The sequence below is a fragment of the Arsukibacterium sp. genome (genome assembly GCF_033721375.1).
Lineage (GTDB): Bacteria > Pseudomonadota > Gammaproteobacteria > Enterobacterales > Alteromonadaceae > Alishewanella.
Genome location: NZ_JAWWAP010000012.1, coordinates 98491 through 124488 on the forward strand (window position 1 = coordinate 98491; position 25998 = coordinate 124488).

General features: G+C 50.1%; 21 protein-coding genes. 16 read left to right on the top strand and 5 right to left on the bottom strand.

From position 1 onward, the window contains the following. Nucleotides 1–67: 67 nt before the first annotated feature. On the top strand, nt 68–1006 hold the full coding sequence (locus R3187_RS17505) for a LysR family transcriptional regulator (protein ID WP_290618675.1): 939 nt from the start codon (nt 68–70) through the stop codon (nt 1004–1006). Nucleotides 1007–1744: 738 nt separating this feature from the next. Here R3187_RS17505 and aceB read toward each other — a convergent pair. Further along, a complete protein-coding gene (gene aceB, locus R3187_RS17510; protein ID WP_318968356.1) occupies nt 1745–3349 on the bottom strand; it encodes a malate synthase A in 1605 nt (534 codons plus the stop codon). Nucleotides 3350–3545: 196 nt separating this feature from the next. Between aceB and R3187_RS17515 the strand changes: the two genes are divergently transcribed. The 3 genes from R3187_RS17515 (at nt 3546) to R3187_RS17525 (ending at nt 6359) form a co-directional block, all read left to right on the top strand. Further along, on the top strand, nt 3546–4196 hold the full coding sequence (locus R3187_RS17515) for a DUF2726 domain-containing protein (RefSeq protein WP_318968357.1): 651 nt from the start codon (nt 3546–3548) through the stop codon (nt 4194–4196). A 166-nt stretch (nt 4197–4362) separates the two neighbouring features. Continuing rightward, entirely contained in the window at nt 4363–4557 is a 195-nt protein-coding gene (locus R3187_RS17520) for a hypothetical protein (protein ID WP_097111743.1), read from the top strand. 218 nt (nt 4558–4775) lie between these two features. Then, the gene (locus R3187_RS17525; protein ID WP_318968358.1) at nt 4776–6359 is read left to right on the top strand and encodes a methyl-accepting chemotaxis protein; all 1584 of its coding nucleotides are present in this window, start codon (nt 4776–4778) and stop codon (nt 6357–6359) included. A 120-nt stretch (nt 6360–6479) separates the two neighbouring features. Here the strand turns inward: R3187_RS17525 and R3187_RS17530 are convergent, their stop codons facing one another. The 3 genes from R3187_RS17530 to R3187_RS17540 form a co-directional block, all read right to left on the bottom strand. Further along, a complete protein-coding gene (locus tag R3187_RS17530; protein WP_318968359.1) occupies nt 6480–7565 on the bottom strand; it encodes an AI-2E family transporter in 1086 nt (361 codons plus the stop codon). A gap of 37 nt (nt 7566–7602) precedes the next feature. Next, nucleotides 7603–8838, bottom strand: a complete 1236-nt coding sequence (locus tag R3187_RS17535) for a DUF819 domain-containing protein (RefSeq protein WP_318968360.1) — start codon at nt 8836–8838, stop codon at nt 7603–7605. Nucleotides 8839–8908: 70 nt separating this feature from the next. After that, complete coding sequence (locus R3187_RS17540) at nt 8909–9250, bottom strand: HopJ type III effector protein (RefSeq protein ID WP_318968361.1); 342 nt, start codon at nt 9248–9250, stop codon at nt 8909–8911. Nucleotides 9251–9440: 190 nt separating this feature from the next. Between R3187_RS17540 and R3187_RS17545 the strand changes: the two genes are divergently transcribed. Continuing rightward, complete coding sequence (locus R3187_RS17545) at nt 9441–10826, top strand: DNA-3-methyladenine glycosylase 2 family protein (protein WP_318968362.1); 1386 nt, start codon at nt 9441–9443, stop codon at nt 10824–10826. A gap of 4 nt (nt 10827–10830) precedes the next feature. Further along, complete coding sequence (locus tag R3187_RS17550) at nt 10831–11286, top strand: methylated-DNA--[protein]-cysteine S-methyltransferase (protein ID WP_318968363.1); 456 nt, start codon at nt 10831–10833, stop codon at nt 11284–11286. 90 nt (nt 11287–11376) lie between these two features. Here the strand turns inward: R3187_RS17550 and R3187_RS17555 are convergent, their stop codons facing one another. Beyond that, the gene (locus R3187_RS17555; protein ID WP_318968364.1) at nt 11377–11913 is read right to left on the bottom strand and encodes a hypothetical protein; all 537 of its coding nucleotides are present in this window, start codon (nt 11911–11913) and stop codon (nt 11377–11379) included. A 205-nt stretch (nt 11914–12118) separates the two neighbouring features. Between R3187_RS17555 and R3187_RS17560 the strand changes: the two genes are divergently transcribed. The 10 genes from R3187_RS17560 to lnt all read left to right on the top strand — a co-directional run bounded on the left by R3187_RS17560 (nt 12119) and on the right by lnt (nt 25942). Continuing rightward, on the top strand, nt 12119–13015 hold the full coding sequence (locus R3187_RS17560) for a pirin family protein (protein WP_318968365.1): 897 nt from the start codon (nt 12119–12121) through the stop codon (nt 13013–13015). Nucleotides 13016–13096: 81 nt separating this feature from the next. Beyond that, nucleotides 13097–13807, top strand: coding sequence for a 5'-methylthioadenosine/S-adenosylhomocysteine nucleosidase (mtnN, locus tag R3187_RS17565; RefSeq protein ID WP_318968366.1), 711 nt, complete (start codon nt 13097–13099; stop codon nt 13805–13807). 34 nt (nt 13808–13841) lie between these two features. Continuing rightward, nucleotides 13842–14804 carry a cobalamin biosynthesis protein gene (locus R3187_RS17570; RefSeq protein WP_318968367.1) on the top strand — a complete coding sequence of 321 codons (963 nt, stop codon included), beginning with the start codon at nt 13842–13844 and terminating at the stop codon, nt 14802–14804. A gap of 118 nt (nt 14805–14922) precedes the next feature. Further along, on the top strand, nt 14923–19503 hold the full coding sequence (locus tag R3187_RS17575; protein ID WP_318968368.1) for an EAL domain-containing protein: 4581 nt from the start codon (nt 14923–14925) through the stop codon (nt 19501–19503). A gap of 106 nt (nt 19504–19609) precedes the next feature. After that, entirely contained in the window at nt 19610–20458 is an 849-nt protein-coding gene (locus tag R3187_RS17580; protein ID WP_318968369.1) for a DMT family transporter, read from the top strand. Between the two features lie 112 nt (nt 20459–20570). Beyond that, a complete protein-coding gene (gene miaB / locus R3187_RS17585; protein WP_318968370.1) occupies nt 20571–21995 on the top strand; it encodes a tRNA (N6-isopentenyl adenosine(37)-C2)-methylthiotransferase MiaB in 1425 nt (474 codons plus the stop codon). A gap of 25 nt (nt 21996–22020) precedes the next feature. Then, the gene (locus R3187_RS17590) at nt 22021–23028 is read left to right on the top strand and encodes a PhoH family protein (protein WP_318968371.1); all 1008 of its coding nucleotides are present in this window, start codon (nt 22021–22023) and stop codon (nt 23026–23028) included. Then, nucleotides 23025–23486, top strand: coding sequence for an rRNA maturation RNase YbeY (ybeY, locus tag R3187_RS17595; RefSeq protein WP_318968372.1), 462 nt, complete (start codon nt 23025–23027; stop codon nt 23484–23486). Before R3187_RS17590 ends, ybeY begins: the two co-directional genes overlap by 4 nt. A gap of 33 nt (nt 23487–23519) precedes the next feature. Beyond that, a complete protein-coding gene (locus R3187_RS17600) occupies nt 23520–24398 on the top strand; it encodes an HlyC/CorC family transporter (RefSeq protein WP_318968373.1) in 879 nt (292 codons plus the stop codon). Between the two features lie 11 nt (nt 24399–24409). Beyond that, nucleotides 24410–25942 (top strand): apolipoprotein N-acyltransferase, encoded by a 1533-nt coding sequence (gene lnt, locus R3187_RS17605; protein WP_318968374.1) that lies wholly within the window; start codon nt 24410–24412, stop codon nt 25940–25942. Nucleotides 25943–25998: the final 56 nt, after the last annotated feature.

Consider the following 25998-nt stretch of genomic DNA (forward strand, 5'->3'; position numbering starts at 1 on the left):
GACGGCGACAGCCCGGCCAATGCTATGATTCAACTTAGTTATAAATAAAGCCCAAGGTATTTTGCAGATGAATATTAATAAGATGGATTTAAACCTGCTGGTTTATCTGGATGTGTTACTGCGCGAAAAAAACGTGACCCGGGCTGCCAACCAGTTAAACATTACCCAGCCGGCAATGAGCAACGGCTTAAAACGGCTGCGCGACTTATTAAATGATCCTATTCTGGTTCGCACGTCAGATGGCATGGTACCCACTGAACGCGCCCGCGAGCTGGCACCGGTGGTGCGGGGTGTGCTGCTAACCTTGGAAGAAACGCTGCAGCCAAATAAAGATTTTGAGCCTCTGCACAGCCAGCGGGTATTTCGGATTATGGCCAGTGATTACGCTGCTTCGACGCTGATACCAGCATTACTAAAAAAGATGCGCGTACAGGCTCCATTAACCAGTCTGGATATTATGACGCCGTCAGACGTCACTTTTCATGATGTCGAAAACGGCAAAGTAGATATGGCGATTAACCGCTTTGATCAACTGCCGCAGTCGTTTCACCAGAAAACCGTCTGGCGCGACAGCTTTTCCTGCCTTATTAACGCCAGCGATCCTATTGTTAAGCGCTTTAATCTGGACAGTTATTTAAAGGCCCAGCATATCTGGGTTAGTAAAACCGGCTTTGGTGTCGGTGTCGGCATGGATCCAAAAGATGTGCAAAAGCTCGGCTGGGTAGATGAGGCCTTAGCCAAGCTGGGCAAGCAGCGTAATATCTCGGTGTTTACACGAAACTACCATGTGGCGATGCACCTGGCTGTGGGCATTGATTTAATTGCAACCCTGCCCAGCCGCGCCGCTAAGTTATATGAAAATGACCCGACAATGGCCATTATGGACCCGCCTTTTGCCATTCCATCGATAGAGCTGAAAATGATCTGGAGCCCGCTATTACACCAGGACGCCAGCCATATCTGGTTCAGACGGTTGATTGTTGAAACGGCTGATGAGTTAAACTAGCGAATTCAACCAATAGAGGATAGAACCTCTTTTGAAGAAGCCGGGGAGTGTCTGAGCCCCTGCCGCAAGGCAACGGGCGAGTTGCCCCGGCGAGTGTGGAAGAGTGTTGTATCCGGCATGTCGGGAGAACAACTGCAACACCCGCCTTGGCTCGCCACAGCAACTCGCTCGCGCTAGCGCACTCACTCAGACACTCTGTGTCGACCAAAACGGGGTCCCAGCTGTTTCTTTCAAATATTGGCTTAACTAGTAGAGGATAGAACCTCTTTTGAAGGAGCCGGGGAGTGTCTGAGCCCCTGCCGTAAGGCAACGGGCGAGTTGCCCCGGCGAGTGAGGAAGAGTGTTGTATCCGGCATGTCGGGAGAACAACTGCAACACCCGCCTTGGCTCGCCACAGCAACTACTTCGGACGTCCTGTCCTTCGCGAGCCAGCTGAAGCTGTTCAAATACGTTCCCGACGTATTTGTCGCTCGCGCTAGCGCACTCACTCAGACACTCTGTGTCGACCAAAACGGGGTTCCAGCCATTCTCTTTCAGGTATTGGCTTAACCAATAGAGGATAGAACCTCTTTTGAAGGAGCCGGGGAGTGTCTGAGCCCCTGCCGCAAGGCAACGGGCGAGTTGCCCTGGCGAGTGAGGAAGAGTGTTGTATCCGGCATTGAACAACAACTCCATTAGCACCGAAAACAAAAAAGGCGCTGTCAGCAATGGCAGCGCCTTTGGTTTGGTTTACTCAGGTTAATCAAGCAGCTGGTAAGCCGGTAACGTTAAAAACTCTACCAGTTCATCAGCTGTGGTAATGTCCAGCAGCAATTGCTTGGCCCGGTCAAAGTTTTGACTCTGCCAGGTCTCGCTTCCTACTTCCTGTAACACTACTTTTGCCTCTTCCTCTAAAAAGTCGGCAAACAGGGCCTTGGTAATTAACTTACCGTTGCTTAAACTTTTTCCATGCTTAATCCACTGCCAAATCGACGTGCGTGAAATCTCTGCCGTGGCCGCATCTTCCATTAAGCCATATATTGGCACACAGCCTTTACCGCTGATCCAGGCGGCAATATATTGCAGCGCTACCCGGATGTTAGTGCGCATGCCCTCTTCAGTGCGCTCACCCTCGCAAGGTGCTAACAACTGCTCAGCAGTGATCTCGGCATCCTGCTCGCGGCTGACATCCAGCTGATTAACCTTACCACCGGTTAAATATTTAGCAAATACGCCATTGGCGGTAGCTGCCAGGCCCGGGTGTGCCACCCAGGTGCCATCGTGGCCATTACTGGCTTCCAGTTCTTTATCGGCGGTAACCCGCGCCAGAATCTTTTCGTTCTCGCTGGCATCTTTGGCCGGAATAAAGGCCGCCATACCACCCATCGCCAGCGCGCCGCGTTTATGACAGGTTTTAATCAGTAACCGCGAATAGGCGTTTAAAAACGGCTTGGTCATCGTAACCACCTGCCTGTCTGGCAGCACCCGGTCAGCATGATTATTTAACGTTTTGATATAGCTGAAAATATAATCCCAACGGCCGCAGTTCAGCGCCACGATATGATCTTTTAGGCTATACAAAATTTCATCCATTTCAAATACGGCGGGCAGGGTTTCAATCAGCACCGTGGCGCGAATAGTACCGGTTGCCACCTTAAATTTTTGCTCAGTAAAGCTGAACACATCATCCCACCACTTCGCTTCAGTGTAGCTTTGCAGTTTTGGCAGATAATAGTAGACACCAGAGCCATTTTTCAGCCGGGTTTGCCAGTTGTGATAAAAATACAGGGCAAAATCGACCAGCGAGCCTGGCACCTGCGCACCGTCTACCAGTAAATGCTTTTCCCATAAATGCAGACCACGTACCCTGGCAATTAACAGTGCCGTGTTATCCTGCAGCGCGTAGTGTTTACCACTTTGCGGATCGGTATAGCTGATGGACCCTAAGTTAGCATCGCGCAGGTTGATCTGGCCTTCTATTACGCCGGCCCAACTCGGTGCCTGCGAGTCTTCAAAGTCGGCCATAAACACTTTTACATCGGCGTTTAAGGCATTAATAATCATTTTGCGGTCAACCGGGCCGGTTATTTCTACTCTTCTATCCTGTAGATCAGTCGGGATCGGCGCTACCTGCCAGTCAGAGCCGCGAATAGTCGCGGTTTGCGGCAGAAAATCAGGTAAGGCGCCGCTATCAAACTGTTGCTGGCGGCTTATTCTGTCGGCCAGTAATTCGGTTAAACGCGGCCGGAACTCCCGCACCAGTTCGGTGACGAAAGCACAGGCTTCTGCCGTTAAAATGTGATCGTAGTCGCTGTTTAGCTGGCCGGTTATTGTTAAACCGGCCCGGTTAGTTGTATCAGCCATATCCAGCCTCTGTATTGTCGTTACTTTTAGTAGCTTAACTATAAGCCCTTTCCAACTATAAATACCATTAATGGCTAAAATGCCTGGCATCACTCAAAACAATATATTAAATGCTAAACATCTGATATTTATGGCACGACTTGTGCTTCATAACTTCAGTATAACTGCGTATGTCAAATTATCGTCGGAGGTAGGCATGGAATTTATTATGTTGTTGCTGGTAGCACTGGTGGTGCTGGTAGCGATGGTTGCCAGTCGCTTTATCGATAACGGAAACCCGTTTCAGGTACAAAAACGGAATAGCCTGTTCAGCCCGGTAGAGCGCTCTTTTCAGAACTTGCTGGAAAAGGCTGTAGAAGGCGAATACAAAGTTTTAAACCGGATCAAGCTTGCCGATGTTATCGAAGTAAAAGAAAATGCTAATGAAAAAGCCCGGCGCAGTACCCTGGTAAAACTCAATGCCAAGTATCTGGATTTCGTATTGTGTGCTGCAGACGATTTACGGGTAGTCGCCGTACTGGATTTAGTTAATAACAGCAATAAAGATGGCCACAAAGCAGCACCGGATTGGTTCGTCAGTGGCGCGCTGGAAGCAGCGGGCGTGCCCTACCTGCGAATTAAAATTAAAGCTGGTTATACCGCAGCTGATTTACAGCAGGCACTGGCCCAACGCTTAGGCAAACCAACGGTTAAAGCGGAACCATTGTACAAAGGCCTGGTTAAAAAAGGCCCGACCCGGCCAGTACGTTCTTACAAACCGGCCCAACCTGCTGGTACCGGCTTAACCCCGGTATTATCACACTCCCAAATTAAAGCGCAGCAAACTGCGCTGATACAGGCTTCTTAACGCTTTGGAGAAATGAGTCACTCCGCGCTAAGTTGGAATGCCGCCCGCTGCAACGGGCGGCATTCATTTATCTGAATACTGCCAAAAAACAAACCGGCAAAAAAATGCCTAAAGTATTTCTGCACCCTGCCGATACAGTGCTGACGTATTGTGAATAGGAGGTACTATGAGTCAATCCGTTGGTGCTCTGGCAACTGCACAGAGCTTTGAAGTACTGGGCGCAGTTATGGCAAAAAAGCAGCAAAACCAGCAGGCACAGATGACCAACATGTTGGTCCAAAGTGCCATGCAGACGGTTGAGCAAACGTCAGCAGCATCACCAGTAGGAAATATCGGTCAGAATATCAATATCAGCGTCTAGCTGTATTTATTCAGGCCGGTATAAATCAAGGCCAGCGTACTGCTGGCCTTTCTATTTTCTGCTTACTGCTGACGACAAAATAACCTTTCCCGGCAAAAACTTGCATTAGGCCGGATTACACTTAAGCTTATTTAATCAACAGTAACAACTATCGTTCCTGTACAGTCAGAGGAGCATATCTGTCATTGCCAACAAAATATTTAAGTGAGGCGTCTAACATGTCTGCTATTTCAACCCTTACCCAAAATCTGAGTGTCCGGGCCAAGTTACTTACCGGCTTTGGCCTGGTATTGTTTATTCTGATAATAAGTTCCGTATTAAGTTATAACGCGCTTAGCAGTATGACCAGTCGGTTTCAGGTTGTAACTAATGTCAGTGAAACCAACCTGCTGGTCAGTGAAGCCCGCCATCAGGATAAGAATTTCCAGATCCAGCAAGATCCCCAGTATCTGCAGCGAGCACTGGACCTTAGTAACCAGGCCCGGCAGCTGGGTGAAAAAACCCTGCCACTGTTTACTACTGACGAAAGTGCCGCGTTAATGCGGGAAATGCTAACCAATATTGCTACCTATCAGCAGCAGCTATCGCAAATTATCAGGCTTAATGGCCAGGCCGGGCAGAGCCAATTGCCGGCTATTGAGCAACAAATGATTGCGGCTGCATTGGCGGCCGACGATGCGGGTACCCGCTCTGTAGCCAATCAATTGGAAATTCTGGAACAGGAAACCAGCCAGTTGAAGCTGATGATCATTGTTGCTGCGATTGTCGCCATTGTTATCGGGGTGCTGGCTGCGCTTATTATTACCCAGATGGTTGTAGCTCCTTTACAACACGTAGTGCAAGTAGCTGAGAAAATTGCCGCCGGTGATATTACTGAAGATTTGCCAACCAACCGCCATGATGAACCCGGACAGCTGATGCAGGCCATGCAGAAAATGAGCATCAGTCTGCGGGCGTTAATCAATAATCTTACTTCGGGTATTTCTCAGCTGGCGACCGCAACTGAAGAGATGGCTGCCATTTCCGAACAAAACTCGGCAGGCGTTAGCAAGCAAAAAGAAGAAACAGAGCAGGTTGCTACGGCAATGAACGAAATGGCTGCCACGGTGCAGGAAGTTGCCCGCAGCGCAGAGGATGCGTCATCTGCCGCCACAGAGTCCTCTGATCAGGCAACATTAGGCGAGCAGGTTGTTCAGAAAACCATTAAACAAATTAAAGCGCTGGCCCATGAGGTGACCACCTCAGCAAGTTCACTCGGCGAGCTGAAAGAGCAGAGCAATAATATTGGTTCAGTGCTGGATGTCATTAAAAGCATTGCCGACCAAACCAACCTGCTGGCACTGAATGCGGCTATTGAAGCGGCCAGAGCCGGGGAAGCCGGTCGGGGTTTCTCCGTAGTTGCAGAAGAAGTAAGAGCCCTGGCGTTTCGCACGCAGGAATCAACGGGCCAGATAGAGCAGCTGATCAGCACTTTGCAACAAAGAGCAGAAGCAGCCGTCAGCAACATGCATAAAAGCTCTGGCCTTGCCAACGAAACCCTGGAAAGTGCAGATGATGCCGGTGACGCGATACAGGCTATCAACACTGCGGTAACCAGCATTCAGCAGATGAATCAGCAAATTGCTGCCGCGGCGCTTCAGCAAAGTACTGTCGCAGAGGAGATTAACCGTAGTATCTTCAGCATCCGGGACGTGGCTGAACAATCGGCTACCGCCAGTGAAGAAACAGCGGCAGCCAGCAACGACTTAAGCCGGCTGGGCACAGAGCTGCAACAACTGGCCAGTCAGTTTAAAGTGGCATAGTTCCCGGTTGTGTTTAGCCATTAGCGTTTGAACCTTACTACCAGCTCATGCAGCTCACCGGCAATTTTCTGTAACTTGCGGGTGGTGCTGGCTGAGCTGTCAGCTTCGGCCAGACAATAATTAGCTTTTGTCTTGTTTCTCCAGGAACTCCTGAAATTCAAGAGTATAAAGCTTAATCAATACATGAGTTAAGCCAAATATTATAGGCCCGTAAATCAGGCCAATAATGCCAAACAATTGCAAACCACCAATCAGAGATAAGAATAAGAACAGCGTACTCATGTTTGACGTGCCCTGCATCAATACGGGCCGTAAAAAATTATCTATAGAACCAACCACAACAGCTCCCCAGAAAATCAGGAATAGTGCCCAGGGCCAGTCGCCGGTTAGTATCAGATATAAACTGGCAGGCACCCAGATTAATGCCGCACCGACCACCGGGATCAGAGAGGCAAACACCATCATTGTGCCCCAGAATAAACCTGGCATACCCACTATCGCCATACCAATGCCGCCTGCCGCCCCCTGCGCCAGTGCGGTCAGGAAGGTACCCAGCACTGCAGAACGTGCTACCGTGTTTGCTTCGGTCAGTAATTTTTCTTCCTGCGAGCGGGCCAGTGGCAAGATCCAGTACAAACCCTCAATAATTTTCTTATGGTCCCGCAATAAAAAAAACAGCACAAATAGCATCAGGAAAAAACTGATAATCATCCCTGTGACATCCCCAACTATCTTGGTGCTGATATCAAGCAGCTCTTTACTGAAACCAGAAGCGAATTCAGTAAATTTATCAATAATACCGTCAATACTAAAATCACTGTTCGGCAAAAACTCGTTTAACCGATCAATAGTATTTTTTACAACAGGCTGCTGCAGCAAATCTTCGGCCTTACCCTGTTCAACCCATTGATAGCTTTGTTTCGCGAACGTGATCCCTTGCTGCACAATGGCCATTAAAACCAGAGCGGCAGGTATCAGAATCACCAATACCAGTAACGTACAGGTAATAGTTGATGCCAAATTAGGTTTATCAGGAATTTTTTGAACAATTTTCTGGTGAACCGGAAAACACAGTAATGACAAGACAAAAGCCAGCACCACAGGACCAATATAGGGCGCTATCAGCAAATAGCTGGCATAAAGCGCCAGTAACAAAAAGACAATAAGTACCCAATGTCCTGGCTCAATTTTAACCTGATTACTCAACAGAAAACTCCCTTTATCAATAGCTGCCCTATCATTGCTAAGGCGCAACCTGTTGCAAAATTAAGCCACAAATATAAGCACCATAAGTGCCTAAGCCATAACCCAGTACCGCCAGCAACACCCCAACCGGCGCCAGAGATGGGTGAAAGGCCGCTGCCACCACCGGCGCGGACGCCGCACCGCCGACATTCGCCTGACTGCCGACAGCCAGATAAAACATCGGTGCTTTAATCAGCTTAGCCACCACCAGCAATAAGATAGCATGCACCAGCATCCATATTATGCCAACCAGGAACATCAGCTTATTGCTCATAATGGCGGTTACATCCATTTGCATGCCGATGGTCGCCACCAGAATATATAAAAACGCCGTCCCCACTTTAGAGGCGCCTGCTCCCTCGAGTTTACGGGCAGGGGTTAATGACAACAGTAAACCAACGGTGGTGGCAATAACGACCAGCCAGAAAAAGCCACTGGTTAAACTGTAATCGGCCAGATAAGGTGCCTCCCGGCCGATCCAGGGCGCAATGACATCTGCCAGCGCATGCGCCAGACCGGTAACGCCAAATGCCACTGCCACAATCAGCATAATATCCTGAATAGTCGGGATCCGGGAGTTTTCGGCCTGATACTGCTCTATTTTCCGCTGCAAATAGCCGATTGCTCGGGTATCGGCGCCGTTCGCTGCATCAATTTGCTTTGCCCGGCTGGCCATAAATAACAGCACAGCTAACCAGACGTTTGCTACCAGCACATCAACGGTGATCATAACTGAGAATAAACTGCCGTCTACTTCAAACACCTCTTTCATTGCCGCCTGATTCGCGCCGCCGCCAATCCAGCTGCCCGCGACAGTAGTCATGCCACGCCAGACATCGCCACCAAGCTGCTCTGGGAAAAAGTAGCCAACACTCAGTAAGGCAATGGGTCCGCCAATAATAATACCGAGAGTACCGGTAAAAAACATAATCAGAGCTTTGGGCCCAAGGCCCAGAATTGCTTTAAAGTCGACACTCAGGGTCAGTAAGATCAGGCTGGCTGGCAGCAGGTAACGGGAGGCCACTTTATACAGTGATGAAGTTTCGCCATCAATAATATTAAAACTGTTTAACAGCGACGGGATAAAATAGCAAAGTAACAATGCAGGAATATATTTGTAAAACCCCTGGCAAGCACGGTTGGTACTATGACTGGTATAAAACACCAGGCCCAGAATAACAGCCAGTAAGCCAAGGACCACGGCATCATTTGTAAACAGAGGTGGTTGAGACATATTTCGTCCTGTGTCATTTTATTATTATTGGAATCAGGGGTAAATCCGGCCACCGTTTAGCGCTGGTGCCTTATTCTTTTAACTGCAGTGGTTGCTGCTCAAAGTGCACACCATCCCAGCCGCTGCGGATAAAATTACGGATATTCTGATGATCATCCCCTTTCGGATTTGCCAGCACATCCCGGTAATAATCACCGAATAAAAACAGGGTTTGTGGCTCTGATAGCTGATGCAGAGCGCCAAATGCCAGTATTTTACAGCTTCCGGTATTTTCACCTGCGGCATTCTCAAGCTCGCCATTTTTAAAAGCGCAGGGCTGAAAATGATACATCTGGTCGATAATACCGGTACTTTGCTGAAAACTGATGGTTTCAGGCTCAGTACTTAACTGAATAAAAAAGCTTTCTAACATTGCAACTCCTGCGTTATACCGGCCTCGCTGGCCGCTTGTTATCCTGCCCGGATCCATCTGCTGATATTAAGCCGCAGCGACGCGAACTGCAATAATACCGCCCTAATGATAACAATAAATTACTTTTTAGTTCCGGATATGGCCAGCTTTCCCCCACCCTGTTGATATACTCAGCCTGGTTCAGGATAAAATGACAGCACTTATGTTAACTAACGCCGTATGCCAACAAGCGAGACTGGCCCGTGATTCACGATTTGATGGCTTGTTTTTTACTGCCGTAAAAAGCACCGGCATTTTCTGCCGGCCAATCTGTCCGGCCAGGGCACCGGCAGAGCAGCAGGTAAGTTACTATTTTTCTGCTGCCGCTGCCAGTCTGGCCGGGTTTCGGCCCTGTTTACGCTGCCGGCCTGACAGTGCCCCCGGCTCAGCTGCCTGGCAGGGTACTCAAACTACCCTGCACCGGGCGCTGCGTTTAATAGATGAAGGCGCCCTGCAGCAACATAGTCAGCTTCAGCTGGCGTCACGCCTTGGTATTACAGATCGCTACCTGCGTAAACTGTTCCGCCAGCAAATGGGGTTAACCCCAACCCAGTACGCGCTGAGCCAGCAAGTATTGTTTGCCAAAAAACTGCTGCATGAAACACAGTTACCTGTTACCAGTATTGCTTATCAGGCAGGGTTTCGCAGTGTCCGGCGCTTTAACGATGCCTTTGTCAGGCAACTGCAGCTCAATCCGTCAGCTATCCGCCGCCATACGGTGAAAACAAGCGGCACAGGCTTGCAGCTGGAACTTAACTACCGGCCACCACTGGCCTGGGACCAGATGCTGGCATTCTGGCAGGCTCGCACCCTGAACGGTATAGACTGGGTAGAGGGTGAACGTTACGGCCGGACCTTCAGTTATCTGCAGCAGCCAGGCTGGTTTGAGATTGCTCCCAAAACAAGCCACAGTCTGGCGCTGACATTACATTGGCCCGGCTCGCATGGTTTGCGGGCGTTAATTCAGCAGCTGCGCCGGTTGCTGGATTTAGACGCTAACCTGCTGCAGATTGAGCAGCAACTGGCCGTTAACCCGCTTTTCAGCAACAGGTTAATAAGCGGTTTGCGGATCCCGGGGCTTTGGAATAACTGGGAAGCAGGGGTCAGAGCCATTCTTGGTCAGCAGGTCAGTGTGGCCGGCGCCCGCACTCAGCTTAACCGGCTGGTGCAGGCGCTGGGAACTGAAATCGGCGGGGATAAAAAGCTGTTTCCCAGCCCACAGGCTGTACTTGGCAGCGAGTTACAAATGATTAAAGTACCGGCGTTACGCCGGCAAACTCTACGCGATTTGGCAGCTTTTGTGCTGGCTGAGCCTGACGCCAGCCCGGAGCGCTGGCTCAGCATTAAAGGCATTGGTCCCTGGACGGTAAACTATGCCAGAATGCGTGGCCAGAGCGACAGTGATATCTGGCTGGCTGGCGACTTAGGTATTCAGAAAGCACTGGCCCGTAACCAGTACACTGCAGCTGATAATGCCAGCCTGGCGCCATGGCGCAGCTATGCCACTTTTCAGCTTTGGTGTCAGACAGGAGAGTAAACCGATGTTTCAGCAAACCATTGACAGTCCGTTGGGCCCGGTCCGGATATTCGCCACTGAGCAGGGGATCAGCGCCATCCATCTTGCAACAAAAACGACGACAGCCGATAAACCGTCAGCGCTGACAAACAAAGCAGCCAGCCAGTTACAACAGTATTTTGCCGGCAGTCTGACCCAATTTGATTTGCCATTGGCCGCCACCGGTACGGCTTTTCAGCAACAGGTGTGGCAGGCACTTTGTAAGCTGTCATTTGGCCAGACCTGCAGTTATGCAGACATTGCCCGGGAAATTGCCAACCCAAAAGCCGTGCGGGCTGTGGGCGCTGCTAACGGTAAAAACCCGATAGCTATTGTTGTGCCCTGCCATCGGGTGATCGGCGCCAATGGCAGCCTTACCGGCTACGCCGGAGGCCTCGATAATAAAGCCTGGTTGCTGCGTCATGAGCAGCAACGGACGTGACATTCTGGCATAAAAAAGCCGGGATATACCCGGCAAACCTGCAAGCAAACAGGCAGGCGCTGCCGTTGGCAGCGCCTTAAAACAGATTAATTAAAACTGATAAGACACCCCGAAGCGGAACTCGTTTTTAACATCGCCGCTGTTAAGTGCTAAATTTCCACGAATCGCCCAGGCAGGGCTCAGAAAATAGGCGATACCGCCAGCCAGACTGCCGTGATCGTCATATACCGTGTGGTAAGTCGCTTCGCTGTACAATTCTACTTGTGGCGTTAACGGATGACGCACGCCTACGCCGGCATAAGCGCCGGTTTCATCAGCATCGCCAGACCAGTTCTCGACCCCACCTAGCAAATAGGTCTGGGTATTCGGTGAAAAGTCCAGCGTAGTACCCATAATATAGTTCAAACCGGCTTTCAGCTGATTTGCATCAAACGGGCCATTTGATAAACGGGCATAGCTGGCATCCGCTACCCAATTGCGGTTCAGGCGGAAAGAGCCCTCAACGTAAGGACCATCACCGGCAGCATCGGTGTAACCGGCACCCACATAATCCCACACCGGGTTTGCCATACTGGTTGCGCTTACTGTCATTGCCATCAGGGCAGATGCAATTAAAACTTTTTTCATTTTCGTTACTCCATTACTTTTTAAGTCAAACTGTCAGTGTCGCAATGAGTGGTAGCTTAGCCTCTCAGACTTAACAGCTGCTGAACTTAGCCGCTTCGCCAGTAATCTTTCAGCTTTTTCGAACGAATAGTCGCCAAAAATGGCATTTTATATTCTGTTTAGTTGCGCTTTAATACATTTACTATCCTTTCGGACAGGAAAAATTATGAGCAATCGCAGTCTACGACAGATCATTCCTGCCATGTCGGTATCAGATGGTGCCGGCGTGAAAATCAAACGCAGCCTGGGGCTGAACGCCCAGTTACGGTTTGATCCATTTTTAATGCTCGACTGCTTTGGTTCTGAGCAGGCAGATGATTACATTAAGGGCTTTCCGCCTCATCCGCACCGCGGCTTTGAAACAGTGACCTATATGCTGCATGGCCATATGTTGCATGAAGACCATCTGGGCAATAAAGGTCATCTGAAAAGTGGTGGAGTCCAGTGGATGACTGCTGGCCGTGGCATTATTCACTCGGAAATGCCACAGCAGGAACAGGGACTGATGCAGGGCTTTCAGTTATGGTTAAATTTACCAGCGGCAGAGAAAATGAAACCCGCTGCCTATGCCGATATCAGCCCTGAGCAGATACCCCAGTTTGAAGTTGTACCGGGTGTCAGCGTTAAAGTTATCGCCGGCAGCTTTAAACATAACGCAACCACAGTCACCGGGCCGATCAATGGTTTAAGCACGGAACCGTTGTTCTATGATATCCGGATGGCAGCCGGCACCGAGCTGACCGTCCCGTTACCGGCAGAGCATCATGTGCTGCTTTACCCCTTTGTTGGCAGCGTAGCGGTAAAACAAGCAGGTAATGTGCAGCAATTAAAGGAGCATCATGCCGGTTTACTAAATCAGGGTGAACAGGTAACGCTGGTCGCCAGCGGTGAAGCCAGCTTAATTTTACTGGCAGGTAAACCTATTGCTGAGCCCGTAGTGCAGTATGGTCCTTTTGTCATGAACAGTAGTGCTGAAATTGAACAGGCGATTCGCGACTACCAGCAAGGCAAGCTTACTGCAGGCGGGCCGGCAACTGAAATTAAGCTCAATCCACAAACCTGAGCCCGATTAACAGAGGATTTTCCGGCGCAGGGCCTTTATACTAGCGTTTTCAGTCTAGCGTTTCAGTAAATAGGCCCAGTTATGAAATTATTTGGTATTATCGGTGCAATGGAACCGGAAGTCGCCCTGCTAAAGCAGCAGCTTAGCGCAACCAGCACCGAACATATTGGCAACTATCAGTTTATTCGCGGTCAGCTGGCCGGTAATGACGTGGTTATTGTCCAGTCAGGAATTGGCAAAGTTGCCGCTGCTGTTGCTACTACCTTACTTATTAATCACTTTAAACCTGATTGTATTATTAATACCGGTTCAGCCGGCGGCTTTGACCCGGAACTTAATGTCGGCGATATCGCCATCGGTACTGAAGTGCGCCATCATGATGTTGATGTTACCGCCTTTGGTTACGAATACGGTCAGGTACCGCAAATGCCAGCCGCCTATAGCGCCCACCCGGTTCTGGTCAGTGCTGCAGAAAAGACCATTGCCAGTCTCGGTTTTTGTAAAACCAAAAGCGGCCTGATTACTACCGGCGACAGTTTTATGTGTGATCCGGAACGAATAGCCCAAACCCGCGCCCGTTTTCCGGCTATGCTGGCGGTAGAAATGGAAGGTGCCGCTATTGCTCAGGTATGCCATATGCTAAATACCCCTTTTGTGGTGATCCGCAGCTTGAGTGACATCGCTGGCAAAGAATCTCCGGTCTCTTTCGATGCCTACCTTGAAGTTGCATCAAAAAACAGCTCGGCAATGGTGGTCGCATTATTGGATCAGCTGAGCTCGGTAAAGTTGTAATGCGCCACTTATTCGGCCAGGCGATAATATCATAATGCAATGGCTAAACGCGCTTCCCCCCTGGCCTGTGCTGGCGCTGCTGGCTTTGCTGGCCAGCCGCTGGCTGACATTGCCAGGTGCCCGGGCGCCGTTTCATGGCCTGGCGATATTGCTTAAGCGGCTTGGCAACAAGGTCCACCCTGATATCAGCCGTAGCCGTTTTCAACAGCAATTGTCGGGCACTCTGGCGTTGCTGCTGGTACTGACATTGAGCCTGGCCATTACGTTTGGTTTTTATCTGGTTTCAGAGCTGCCACTGGTACTGGATGCACTTATACTATATTTCTGTCTTGGCAGCCGGCTTAGCCTGCAGCAGGCTGCTTTGGTGGCTGATGGTATTAAGCGGCAACAGCTGACTCTGGCCAGAGAACGCGCTAAGCCACTGTTGCTGCGGGACCGTCAGCAATTATCGGCAATGGGGTTAAGTAAAGCCTGTATAGAAAGTGTGCTGCATTACAATGCAGCACAGCTGATAGCAGTATTATTCTGGTTTTTAATCGGCGGCGGTTTACTGGCACTGGCCTATACCCTGCTGCAGGTCGCTGCCCGCCAATGGAACAGCAAACTCGCTCATTTTCGTTATTTTGGTCGCGCTGCGGCACGCTGTTATCAGTGGGCGGTAGCGCCGGGGCTTATTATTTCCGCAATATTGCTGGCGGTGCAAACCGGGCTGGTTAAAGCCTGGCGCAACTTCCGGCACGCCGGCGCACTGTATCTGAACATACCCAGCCGCTTACTGCTGGCAGCGGGCGCCAGTGCCCTTAACAGCCAACTGGGCGGCCCGGCATTTTATGCTGGCATTAAAATATCCCGCCAGCGGCTGGGCAGTGGCACTGAACCCGGCGCCAATGATATTTTGCGGGCAATATTGCTGGTAAATGCCCAGCAAACTGCACTAATTATGTTATTTTGCAGTGTGTTAGCGAGCTACATTGCCAGCATTATATTACTGGCCTGAACTGTGTGGTTTTATACTCTTCTTACTAGACATTACTGGTATAGTCAGTATAAGGTCTGTCGCAGCAAAATAGCTGTAGCACTAATAACGATATAAAGCTGCCGGAGTAGGAAATTACGTGATATTCAGAGTTGATCTGTTGCCTGAACGAAGCGGGTTCTTTTTCAGAACCATGCTGTTTGGCTTGTTGTTGATCTTATCTTGCTCAAGCATCGCCCAGAGACCACTGCTGCAACCGCTGACGCCTGAGCAGGGCTTATCGCAAAGTACAGTGCGCGATCTGACGATCGACAGCAATGGTTTTTTATGGGTAGCGACTGAAGGTGGCCTTAATCGCTTTGATGCCAACAAAGTGACCCATTTGCACGCGGCTGAGCATAGTTTTAACGATATCGTCTTTAGCAAAGTCATTGAAGATAACCAGGGCAGAGTCTGGGCAGCGGCAGAACATATTGGTATCTATTTATACGATAAAGAGCGCAGCGTTTTTGACTTATTTATGACTATTGCTACCGATAGCGAGCGATCACACTACCAACTTATCAATGACGTTATAGACCAGGATAACAATCATTTACTATATATTGTCGATGATGAAGTATACCGGTTAAATAAAAACACCGGCGCCAGCACCCGCTTACTCAGCTTAACAGAAAACAACATTGAAGATGGCTGGCTCAGAACCCTGCTTTTAGATGAAGATCAGTTGTTTATCGGCGCAGTCGATGGCCTTATCCAGTATGACACGACCACAGGCAACCATCATTACCTGCCTTATTTAGATAAGAAAACAGCAACGGACGATCAGCAAAATGTGAAACATTTGAGTGTGGCAGCCGGCCGCTTATATATCGGTACTGTTGAAGGACTGTACAGTGTAAATTTAGCCGAAGTAAAAGCAGCAAAGCCTGGCACAGCGATGGCAAGTTCGCCTCTGCAAGCCAGCCAACATATTGCTGATTATAATATCTGGCAACTGCACTGGCTGGACGGCAAAGCACTGGTAGCGACCGAGCAGGGCTTATTTCACTTTGAAAGTCATGACAATACCCTGCAATTTGTGCTGCGCTTTAGTGACAGTGATCTTGGCCTATATGATGACAATATTATGGATCTGGTGGCCGATGATTTTGGCGGTTACTGGTTAGCCTCAAGAGACGATGGCGTATTTTACTGGCATCCGCGCTCGCTGGCGTTTGAACATATCAGCCGCCAGACCACCCTGGGTAAACACCTGAGCAACGACAAAGTGTATCAGTTAGCAGCCGATGATAAGAATAACTTATGGATTGGCACCAGTAATGGCTTAAACAAAGTTAATGTTGCTACCGGCGTTACCCAGTCCTATTTTGTCTCGGACGACCTGAAAGCCACCTGGCATCCGGGTACCATTCTCCAGGTTATGCTTGATCATGATAACCCCGGGCAATTGTGGTATGTCTCACCTGACGGCCTTAATTTATTTGATATGGATACTGGTCAGCTTTTGCCGCTGCCGGTGGCAAATGATGAACATCGCGAGCTTCTGAAGAGTGCCAATTTTTACTACTATGCAAAAGCTGAACAGGGAAACAACCAGCTGTATTTTGATCAGGAAGGAAAAGTTTACCGCTATACCCCGGCAAGCGGAGTAATAGAAGAGCTTGAGGTATTTCAGCAACTGCCTATGCATTATTATGCGGGTATTGTTGGTGCCCTGCCCGGCAGCCCTGACCGGCTTCTGGTAACCTTTTCAGACCAGCTCTGGATATTCAATAGCCAGCTTAATACCATTACCCAGTTATATCAGACCAGCCCTTACCGCCCAGAACTGCAACGCTATGCTGATAAGATGGTGCTGGATAACTACGGCATTCTGTGGATCGGCATCAACAGTATTGGTTTGCTGGGCTTTGACAGCGATACCCTGGAACTAAAATATCACTTCAGCACTGCCAATAAACTAATTGCGCAACAGGTCTATGCGCTGCAAAAAGACGCTGCCGGCGATATCTGGTTTTCCTCGCATAGCGGCCTGAGCAGATTACAACCTGATACTCTGCAGATTGAACACTTTAGCAAAGCCGATGGCTTACGCGTACATGAATATAATGGCAGCGCATCCGCCAGGTTACCCGATGGCCGGTTGGCCTTTGGCAGTATGCGTGGTATTACCCTGGTCGACCCGGCCAAAATGGCCAGCCCGGAACAGCGTCCCAACGTCAATATTACCGATATTAGTGTGCTTAGTGGTAACTTTAAAACCCGCAGCGATTTACTGAATAATCAGGTATTTCGACTCGACCACGAAGACATTGGTATCCAGCTGCAATTCAGCGCCATGCACTTTAGAGACAATCATAAAATGCGCTACCGCTTCTGGCTGGAAGGGCGTGATACTCTGCATTACCCGGAGCAACAGGCAAATAGTGTGGTATTTCCAACGCTACGCAGTGGCCATTATAAATTTAATGTGGTGGCAATTGCTCCTCATACCGGCCTGGAGAGTAACGTCAGTTCAGTCACACTGCAGATAGCGCCGGCACCGTGGCGTTCACCCTGGGCGCTGACACTGTATGCAGTTATTGCGCTTGGATTGCTGTACCACTTTTACCGGCTCCGCCGCAAGCAACAACAGATTATCAGTGAAGCACATCTGGAAGTCGCAACCAGTGAGCAGCGCTTGAAACAGGCTTTGGCGTCGGTTGACAGCGGCGCTTTTGAATGGCGGGCTGATAAAAACAGTTTATATGGCTCCAGAATGCAGTTAATGCTGGGCTACAGTGAGCTGATGAACACTATTACCCTGCAGCAGCACTTTTCCCTGATCCATCCGGAAGATCGGGAGAATTATCAGCAACAGTGGCAGCGTTTTTTACAACAGCCGGACAGTAGTTTTGATATTACCTACCGGCTGAAACATAAAGACGGCCATTGGCTCTGGTTCCGCGATCAGGGCCGGGCGACTGAGCTCGATAGCAATCAGCAAGTACTGCTGGTTACCGGGACATTCAGCAATATTACTGAAACCCGGGCCAATATGGAAAAGGCAAAACTATTTGGCGAAGCCTTCCAGCAAACCCGGGACTGGGTTGTTATTCTGGACAGCAAACAGCGGGTTATTGCCGCCAATCAGTCATTTGCCACCGCCTTTGGCAGCGTTGAACAATATCTGGATAATCCCCGCACTCATCACCTGGGAATAAGTCTGGTACGGCGACGCTTTTACACCAAATTACTGCATGAATTAAAAGCCGGGGCCCACTGGCAGGGTGAAGAGCAGGTAATAACACCCGACGGAAGAGAGCGCCCTACCCTGATCAATATCAGCGCCATTGGAGAGCAAGAGCATGTTGCTTTCTTTGTCCTGGTGTTTACTGATATTACCGCCCAGAAAATGGCCGAAGAAGAGCTACGTTATCTGGCGAATTATGATGCACTAACTGGCTTACCAAACCGGGCACTGCTGATGGACCGCATTCTGCATGCGATGGAGCAGTCCCGGCGTGATAAAAAATCGCTGGCGCTTTGCTTTATCGATCTGGACAAGTTCAAGCAGGTTAACGACTCGCTGGGCCATGATATTGGTGATTTGCTGCTGAAAGAGGTGGCGCGCCGGCTGGGATTATCATTACGAGAGCGCGATACGGTCGCCCGCTTAGGTGGCGATGAGTTTGTTGTCTTGCTGGAAGGCTACCGCCGTGGCGAAAATGTCAGCATGGTCGCCCGCAAAATGTTGTCGGTAGTCAGCGAACCAATGCAACTGGGGCCACATACCGTCGGTGTTTCACCGAGCATTGGAATTGCGTTGTACCCGGATGATGCGCTGACGGCCCAGGAGCTGCTGAAACATGCTGACGTCGCGATGTATCACGCCAAAGAAGCAGGCCGGAATAACTTCCAGTTTTTTACCAACGAAATGAATGAGAAAGCCCATATGCAGCTGGCAAGAGAAACCCGGCTGCGTAAAGCACATCAGAACAAAGAATTCTTTAACGTGTACCAGCCGATTGTCGATAGCAGCAAACAGAAAATGGTCGGCGCTGAAGTGCTGATGCGCTGGCAAAGCGCTGACGGTATCGTATCACCGGTTGAGTTTATTCCTCTGGCTGAAGAGTTACGGCTGATAGTCAGCATGACTCAGCAATTGCTGGAGCGGGCGCTGGCCGACTTAAGCCACTGGCGGCAAAACGGTATTGATATCTACCTGTCAGTCAATTTGGCGACCCAGCATCTTGAGCAAACCAATCTGGCCAGCCATACCGCTGCGTTATTAAACAAATATCAACTGCCCGCCAGTTGTCTGCGGTTTGAAGTGACAGAGAGTGCCCTGATGAACGATCAGCAAAGCGCAATTGAAACCATGCTGGCGCTAAGCGACTTAGGCATTCAGCTGGCGCTGGACGACTTTGGTACCGGGTACTCTTCGTTGAAATACTTAAAACAATTGCCAATAGACGCAATAAAAATTGATCGCAGCTTTGTCAGTGATATCGGCATTGATAAAAGTGATGAAACCATTATTGATGCCATGCTAAGTATGGCCAGCAGCCTTGGCATGTACTGCATCGCGGAAGGGGTGGAAACCACAGCACAACTGGCCTTTTTTACCGAGCGCAATTGTCCGTTGATTCAGGGCTATTTATATTCCAAACCTTTAACTGCTGAGCAGATCCCGCCATTCTGGCAGCAAGTAAATTCGGCAGCCAGTAACAGCTAAGCGGCAGCCCGGGCTGCCACTGCGACTAAATTAAAGATGCTGCTCGTTCTGAGCAGCACTGGCCTGCTATACTGCGCAGCCAAAACTACCCGCTGTCAGGAAACCTATGCAACCTCACCTGCTAAAAGGCGCATTACTGCTGTTGCTGGCGGAAGCCTGCTTTGCCGGTATTGGTGCTGTGGTGAAATACAGCAGCGATATGGCCAGCGAAGTGCAAATTGTGTTTTTCCGCAACCTGTTTGCGTTGGTACTGATGCTGCCTTTTTTATACCGGCATGGTTTTGCCATGCTGAAAACCCGGCGTTGGTACCTGCATGTAAGCCGGGCGCTGACCGGTCTGGTGTCGATGTACTGCTTCTTTTATGTGTTGTCGCAACTCCCGCTTGCGCAGGCGATGATGGTTATTATGCTATCGCCTTTTATTGTGCCCATTCTGGCTCGTTTCTGGCTGAATGAACGCCCCAGCCGGCTGACCCGCTTCGGCATAGCGCTGGGTTTTATCGGGGTTATGCTTGCGCTGCCAAGCCCTGAGCCCGGTCTTAATCTGGTGTTGCTGCTGGCTTTATTCGCGGCTTTTTTAGTGGCTATTACCAAAACCACCATCCGGGCGATGGCCAGCACCGAGTCCGCCGTGCGGATTGTGTTTTATTTCTCGCTGCTCACCGCGCTGCTGTCCGCCATACCGGTGCCGTTTTACTGGCAACCTCTTGCCAGCGAAGTATGGCTGGCATTTGTTGCTATGGGGGTCCTGGCAGCTATAGGTCAGCTGGCGATGACCCGGGCCTTTGCCATCGCCCCGGCCAGTGATATTGGCATGTGGACCTATAGCAGCGTACTGTTTGCCGGGGCTTTTGGTTATTTTTTCTGGCAGGAACCGGTCACCTTCAGCTGGCTGGCCGGGGTTATCGTTATTTTTTATGCTGGCTATGTCACCACCCGCCAACGGCTTTTTTAACGCCCGTTAACAAAGCACGCAAAGCTTTTGCCAACGACGCTGGCACTGCGGCGTCGAACAGGCTAAAATACGCTCCCTTTTTCAAACGCGACAACACAGGTAACGACCAACAATGGGCAAAAAGCTGCACATTAAAACCTGGGGCTGCCAGATGAACGAGTATGACTCGTCAAAAATGGCAGACCTGCTGGATGCAACACATGGCTACACTCTGACCGAAGAAGCGGAAGAGGCAGATGTTATTCTGCTGAATACCTGCTCGATCCGGGAAAAAGCGCAGGAGAAAGTGTTTCACCAACTTGGTCGCTGGCGTCCGTTAAAAGAAAAAAACCCGGATCTTATTATCGGCGTTGGTGGCTGCGTCGCGTCTCAGGAAGGCAAAGCTATTCGTGACCGCGCGCCTTATGTTGATATCGTATTTGGTCCGCAAACCCTGCACCGGCTGCCGGAAATGATCAATGCGGTGCGTGGCTCGCACTCACCGGTTGTTGATGTGTCATTTCCGGAGATTGAGAAGTTTGACCGGCTGCCTGAGCCTAAAGCGGAAGGTCCGACTGCGTTTGTCTCTATTATGGAAGGTTGCTCTAAATACTGCACATTCTGCGTAGTGCCCTACACCCGTGGTGAAGAAGTCAGCCGGCCGTTAGACGATGTGTTGTTTGAAGTGGCCCAGCTGGCGGCGCAGGGCGTGCGGGAAGTCAATCTGCTTGGCCAGAACGTTAATGGTTATCGTGGTGAAACCCATGATGGCAATATTTGCCATTTCTCTGAGCTGCTGCGCCTGGTAGCGGCAATAGATGGCATTGACCGCATTCGTTACACTACGTCGCACCCGATTGAATTCAGCGACGATATTATTGACGTGTACCGTGACGTGCCTGAGTTGGTTGACCATTTGCACCTGCCGGTGCAGTCCGGCTCAGATCGTATTTTAAATCTGATGAAGCGAGGCCACACTGCACTGGAATATAAAGCGCAAATTCGCAAACTGAAAAAAATCCGGCCAAACCTCAGTATGTCATCCGATTTTATTATTGGCTTTCCGGGTGAAGATGATGCCGATTTTCAGGCAACAATGGATTTAATTCAGGCCATTGATTTTGATATGAGCTTCAGCTTTATTTACAGTGCCCGCCCCGGCACCCCGGCCGCTGATTTACCGGACGATGTCAGTGACGACACCAAAAAACAGCGGCTGTATATCTTGCAGGACCGGATTAATCAGCAGGCACTGAAAATTGCCCGTAATATGCTGGGCAGCGAACAGCGTATTCTGGTTGAAGGGCCGTCGAAAAAGAATATTATGGAACTGACCGGCCGCACCGAAAACAACCGGGTGGTCAATTTCGAAGGCTCACCAGAGATGATTGGCCAGTTTGTTGACGTTAAAATTACCGATGTTTTCAGTAACTCATTGCGCGGCGATTTAATCCGTACCGAAGCGCAAATGGGGCTGCGTCGCGAAGTGGCACCGGCCCAGATTTTAGCAAGACAACCCAAAGTTGATCCTCTGGGTGTCACTACCTTTACGCCCTGAGCAGGCCCCAACCGCGAGTACACTATTGAACACTGAAAATCTGAATGTAGCAGAACTGGTGCTGGAACCGGCCGACAATAACAGACTTAATCTGCTTTGCGGGCCGTATGACGATAATTTAAAGCATATTGAACGGCGCTTGCTGGTTGATATCAGCTATCGGGATAACCGCTTTAAAGTAGCCGGCCCTGAGGTTAACGTTTCTGCAGCAAGCGATATTCTGCTGCAGTTGTTTCAGCTGACCGCCGGCGGGCGTCAGCATGCTGCCGCGATCAGCCCGGAGCAGGTGCATCTTACCATCAGTGAAAATTTCGATATTCAGTATCAGAGCGATAATGGCAATCGTGGCGATTTCAGCCTGAAAACCAAAAAAGGTTTAATTAAAGCCCGTAACCCGAATCAGGCCAGTTATGTTGCCAATGTGCTGAACCATGATGTCTGCTTTGGTATCGGCCCGGCTGGTACCGGCAAAACCTATCTGGCGGTGGCCTGTGCCGTTGATGCGTTGGAAAGTGGTCTGGTAAAACGGATAGTGCTGACCCGGCCTGCGGTGGAAGCCGGTGAAAAGCTGGGTTTTCTGCCCGGCGATCTGGCGCAGAAGGTCGATCCTTACCTGCGGCCTTTATACGACGCTTTGTTTGAAATGCTCGGCTTTGAAAAAGTTGAAAAGTATCTGGAGCGAGGGGTTATTGAAATAGCGCCGCTGGCCTATATGCGCGGCCGCACGTTAAATGATGCCTTTATTATTCTCGATGAAAGCCAGAACACCACCACCGAACAGATGAAAATGTTCTTAACCCGGATTGGTTTCAGTGCCAAAGCGGTTATTACCGGCGATATTACCCAGGTTGACCTGCCCCGCGGTCAGTATTCGGGCTTAAAACACGCCATCGATGTGCTTAGCGACGTCAATGAAATCAGCTTTAACTTTTTTAATGCCAAAGACGTGGTCCGCCATCCGATAGTCCAGCGTATTGTGCAGGCGTATGAAGCACACGAAGCTGAAAAACTGCAGAGCACAGCCGAACAATGAGCATTGTGCTTGATTTGCAGTTAGCCAGCTCAGCACCTGATATACCTGACGAACAGGCTATTGAGCGCTGGCTGGATGCCGCCATTACACCATTTCAGGCGGCAGCGGAAGTCACTGTTCGCATAGTCGATAACCCGGAAAGCCAGCAGCTTAATCTGCAGTACCGGGGCAAAGATAAACCGACCAACGTGCTCAGTTTCCCTTTTCAGGCGCCACCAGGCCTGAGCCTGCCATTGCTGGGCGATTTAGTGATATCTGCCCCGGTGGTAGCGGCAGAGGCCACAGAGCAACAGAAGTTGCCAAATGATCATTGGGCCCATATGGTGGTACATGGTTGCTTGCATTTGTTAGGTTTTGACCATATAAATGACGACGATGCCGAAGCAATGGAAGCGGAAGAAATTCAAATCCTTGCCAGTCTCGGCATCAAAAACCCCTATTTATTGGATGATAACTAGGTTATTTTTTACTAACGGAGCATAAGTTCACGAATGAGTGACGACAACCCCCACTCTAGCCGCGGTTCTGCCGGCAAAACCTGGTTAGAGCGTATCGCCAGTATTTTCAGTGCAGAACCACAGGACATTTCAGACCTGGAAGATATCATAAGTGAAGCGGCCAGCCGCGAACTTATCGATAGTGACACCAAAAGTATGCTACAGGGTGTACTGGATGTATCGAAAATGCGGGCACGCGATATTATGGTGCCGCGCTCGCAAATGGCAACCATTGACATTGAGCAGCCCGTCAGTGCATTCCTGCCAATCTTGCTGGAAAACAACCACAGCCGTTATCCGGTCGTTAACGAAGACAAAGATCACGTTGAAGGCATTTTGCTGGTCAAAGACTTACTGCAATTTGCGCTGGATCCTAACCAGACCGACTGGCATATCCGTGAGTTTTTGCGCCCTGCGGTGATTATTCCGGAAAGTAAGCGGGTTGATGCGTTGCTCAAAGAGTTTCGCCAGAAACGATACCATATGGCAATTGTGGTCGATGAGTATGGTGGCGTATCGGGCCTGGTAACCATTGAAGATATTCTGGAACAAATCGTCGGCGAAATTGAAGATGAGCATGACGATGAAGAAGATAACGATATCAAGAAAATGGCGTCCCGGGTTTTCCAGGTCAGTGCCCTGACCCCGCTCGATGAATTTAATGAAAGTTTTAACACCGACTTTGATGAAGAAGATGCCGACACCATTGGCGGCATAGTGCTGCATGCCTTTGGCCATATGCCAGAGCGTGGTGAAAGTATTCAGCTTGGTGATCTGACGTTTAAAGTCAGTAAGGCAAACAGCCGCCGCCTGCTGCAACTGCAGGTGATAAAAGCCAAAGAAAGCGCAACAACTGAGGACGCCGGATCATAGCTACCGTTACTGTGAAAACTGCCTTTGCTGCGCTGTTACTGATCGCTGCTGGCGCATTAAATACCCTGGCATTTGCTCCTTTCACGCTGTGGTGGCTGCCCTTTTTCACCCTGGCGTTGTTGGCTCTGGTTGTTACTCAGGTCAGCCACTGGCGTCAGGCCCTGCTGGCCGGCTTTTGTTATGGTCTCGGCTGGTTCGGCGTAGGCATCAGCTGGGTGCATGTCAGCATTGACCAGTTTGGTGGCTTACCGCTTGTTGCCAGTCTCGGCCTGATGGCGCTACTGGTTGCCTATCTGGCGTTATTTCCGGCCCTTGCCGCCGCACTAAGTTACTGGCTAATTGGCAAAACAGCCACCAGCGGCTGGTTAAAATTGCTGATTTTCGCCGCCAGCTGGACAACGGCTGAATGGCTGCGCAGTTTTTTACTTACCGGTTTTCCGTGGCTATCGCTGGGTTACAGTCAAACCTCTGCCGGCTTAGCGGCTTATGCGCCACTCATTGGCGAAACCGGCATTACCTTTATCCTGGCAGCTATTGCTGCCGCGCTGGCCCGGCTGTATCAACCCGCTCCGGTATTAGCCAGAGTGGCACCGGCCGCATTAGCGGCATTAATCATTGTCACTGCTCCGCTGCTGAATAAGGTAAAGGGCTGGCAATATAGCGATCGCAACGTCAGCGTGGTGATGGTTCAGGGCAATATCAAACAGGAGCTACGTTGGCAGCCGGAGCAGGAATGGCCCACCATGCTGAAATACCTGGATCTGACCCGGCCGCATTTCAGCAGAGCCGACATTGTTATCTGGCCCGAAGCCGCGATACCGCAATTGGAACCGCTGGCAGAAGCCTTTCTCGACAACCTGAATAAAGCAGCGTTTTATAACGACGCGGCGTTAATAACCGGTATTCTTGATTACCAACGGCAAACTGAACAAGCGTGGAATAACTTAATTGTGCTGGGCAAAGATACGGCTACAGCCAGTGAGGGCAGCTATTTTTATGGTCATGCCAACCGCTTCAGCAAACATCATTTGTTGCCGGTTGGCGAATTTGTGCCGTTTGAAAACTGGCTGCGGGCGCTGGCACCCATTTTTGATTTACCGATGAGCTCGTTCAGCCGCGGTAGCTACATTCAGCCCAATTTGCTGGCTAACGACTACCAGCTGCTAAGTGCCATTTGTTTTGAAATTGCCTTTCCGCGGCAAATCCGCGCAAATTTTACCAGCGACACCGATTTTATTCTGACTGTCAGTAACGATGCCTGGTTTGGCGATAGCATTGGTCCGCACCAACACCTGCAGATCGCCAGAATGCGTGCCCGCGAGTTTGGCAAACCAGTGCTGCGCGCCACCAATAACGGTATTACAGCGACGATTAATCCAGATGGCTCGGTGCGCCAGCGCTTGCCCCAATTTCAACAAGCGGTATTAGTTGATACGGTACCGCTAAGTTCCGGACGTACCTGGTACGCTCGTTTTGGCGACTGGCCACTGGCCGGATGTTGTCTGCTGGTACTGCTTCTGGCCGGTTTCCGACTCAGGCACTGAAAACTCTGCTTTACGCGGTGACTGCGGATCCACTAAACTGGCTACTTGTTGTTCAG

What these genes read in the sequence shown, in the direction of transcription:
- R3187_RS17505 (WP_290618675.1), top strand. Translation starts at nt 68, where the DNA reads ATGAATATTAATAAGATGGATTTAAACCTGCTGGTTTATCTGGATGTG.
- aceB (WP_318968356.1), bottom strand. Translation starts at nt 3,349, where the DNA reads ATGGCTGATACAACTAACCGGGCCGGTTTAACAATAACCGGCCAGCTA.
- R3187_RS17515 (WP_318968357.1), top strand. Translation starts at nt 3,546, where the DNA reads ATGGAATTTATTATGTTGTTGCTGGTAGCACTGGTGGTGCTGGTAGCG.
- R3187_RS17520 (WP_097111743.1), top strand. Translation starts at nt 4,363, where the DNA reads ATGAGTCAATCCGTTGGTGCTCTGGCAACTGCACAGAGCTTTGAAGTA.
- R3187_RS17525 (WP_318968358.1), top strand. Translation starts at nt 4,776, where the DNA reads ATGTCTGCTATTTCAACCCTTACCCAAAATCTGAGTGTCCGGGCCAAG.
- R3187_RS17535 (WP_318968360.1), bottom strand. Translation starts at nt 8,838, where the DNA reads ATGTCTCAACCACCTCTGTTTACAAATGATGCCGTGGTCCTTGGCTTA.
- R3187_RS17540 (WP_318968361.1), bottom strand. Translation starts at nt 9,250, where the DNA reads ATGTTAGAAAGCTTTTTTATTCAGTTAAGTACTGAGCCTGAAACCATC.
- R3187_RS17545 (WP_318968362.1), top strand. Translation starts at nt 9,441, where the DNA reads ATGACAGCACTTATGTTAACTAACGCCGTATGCCAACAAGCGAGACTG.
- R3187_RS17550 (WP_318968363.1), top strand. Translation starts at nt 10,831, where the DNA reads ATGTTTCAGCAAACCATTGACAGTCCGTTGGGCCCGGTCCGGATATTC.
- R3187_RS17555 (WP_318968364.1), bottom strand. Translation starts at nt 11,913, where the DNA reads ATGAAAAAAGTTTTAATTGCATCTGCCCTGATGGCAATGACAGTAAGC.
- R3187_RS17560 (WP_318968365.1), top strand. Translation starts at nt 12,119, where the DNA reads ATGAGCAATCGCAGTCTACGACAGATCATTCCTGCCATGTCGGTATCA.
- mtnN (WP_318968366.1), top strand. Translation starts at nt 13,097, where the DNA reads ATGAAATTATTTGGTATTATCGGTGCAATGGAACCGGAAGTCGCCCTG.
- R3187_RS17570 (WP_318968367.1), top strand. Translation starts at nt 13,842, where the DNA reads ATGCAATGGCTAAACGCGCTTCCCCCCTGGCCTGTGCTGGCGCTGCTG.
- R3187_RS17580 (WP_318968369.1), top strand. Translation starts at nt 19,610, where the DNA reads ATGCAACCTCACCTGCTAAAAGGCGCATTACTGCTGTTGCTGGCGGAA.
- miaB (WP_318968370.1), top strand. Translation starts at nt 20,571, where the DNA reads ATGGGCAAAAAGCTGCACATTAAAACCTGGGGCTGCCAGATGAACGAG.
- ybeY (WP_318968372.1), top strand. Translation starts at nt 23,025, where the DNA reads ATGAGCATTGTGCTTGATTTGCAGTTAGCCAGCTCAGCACCTGATATA.
- R3187_RS17600 (WP_318968373.1), top strand. Translation starts at nt 23,520, where the DNA reads ATGAGTGACGACAACCCCCACTCTAGCCGCGGTTCTGCCGGCAAAACC.